1 rRNA gene is annotated in these 1,548 nt (G+C 57.0%); it reads right to left on the bottom strand.

What is annotated here, in order from left to right:
- Nucleotides 1–1,548, bottom strand: a 23S ribosomal RNA gene (locus ABZ479_RS41535); the annotation flags it as partial.

The raw sequence follows: 1,548 nt of genomic DNA, 5'->3' as shown, positions 1-1,548 counted from the left end.
GGACAAGCCCTCGGCTTATTAGTACCGGTCAGCTCCACCCATTACTGGGCTTCCACATCCGGCCTATCAACCCAGTCGTCTACTGGGAGCCTTAACCCCTCAAGGGGGTGGGAGTCCTCATCTCGAAGCAGGCTTCCCGCTTAGATGCTTTCAGCGGTTATCCCTCCCGAACGTAGCCAACCAGCCATGCCCTTGGCAGGACAACTGGCACACCAGAGGTTCGTCCGTCCCGGTCCTCTCGTACTAGGGACAGCCCTTCTCAAGACTCCTACGCGCACAGCGGATAGGGACCGAACTGTCTCACGACGTTCTAAACCCAGCTCGCGTACCGCTTTAATGGGCGAACAGCCCAACCCTTGGGACCGACTCCAGCCCCAGGATGCGACGAGCCGACATCGAGGTGCCAAACCATCCCGTCGATATGGACTCTTGGGGAAGATCAGCCTGTTATCCCCGGGGTACCTTTTATCCGTTGAGCGACGGCGCTTCCACAAGCCACCGCCGGATCACTAGTCCCTACTTTCGTACCTGCTCGACCCGTCAGTCTCACAGTCAAGCTCCCTTGTGCACTTACACTCAACACCTGATTGCCAACCAGGCTGAGGGAACCTTTGGGCGCCTCCGTTACTCTTTAGGAGGCAACCGCCCCAGTTAAACTACCCACCAGACACTGTCCCTGATCCGGATCACGGACCGAGGTTAGACATCCAGCACGACCAGAGTGGTATTTCAACGTTGACTCCACAATGGCTGGCGCCACTGCTTCACAGTCTCCCACCTATCCTACACAAGCCGAACCGAACACCAATATCAAGCTGTAGTAAAGGTCCCGGGGTCTTTCCGTCCTGCTGCGCGAAACGAGCATCTTTACTCGTAGTGCAATTTCACCGGGCCTGTGGTTGAGACAGTCGAGAAGTCGTTACGCCATTCGTGCAGGTCGGAACTTACCCGACAAGGAATTTCGCTACCTTAGGATGGTTATAGTTACCACCGCCGTTTACTGGCGCTTAAGTTCTCAGCTTCGCCCCGACGAATCAGAGCTAACCGGTCCCCTTAACGTTCCAGCACCGGGCAGGCGTCAGTCCGTATACATCGCCTTACGGCTTCGCACGGACCTGTGTTTTTAGTAAACAGTCGCTTCTCGCTGGTCTCTGCGGCCACCACCAGCTCAGGAAGCACGTTCCCTCACCAGCAATGGCCCCCCTTCTCCCGAAGTTACGGGGGCATTTTGCCGAGTTCCTTAACCACAGTTCACCCGAACGCCTCGGTATTCTCTACCTGACCACCTGAGTCGGTTTAGGGTACGGGCCGCCATGAAACTCGCTAGAGGCTTTTCTCGACAGCATAGGATCATCCACTTCACCACAATCGGCTCGGCATCAGGTCTCAGCCTCAATGAGTGGCGGATTTGCCTACCACTCGGCCTACACCCTTACCCCGGGACAACCACCGCCCGGGCTGGACTACCTTCCTGCGTCACCCCATCGCTCACCTACTACCACCTCGGGTCACCGGCTCCACCACTCCCCATCACTCCGAAGAGATCAA

Source organism: Streptomyces sp. NPDC005722 (genome assembly GCF_040630935.1).
Taxonomy (GTDB): domain Bacteria; phylum Actinomycetota; class Actinomycetes; order Streptomycetales; family Streptomycetaceae; genus Actinacidiphila.
Note: the sequence above shows the minus strand (reverse complement) of the source record. Positions and strands in the feature narration are given on the sequence as shown.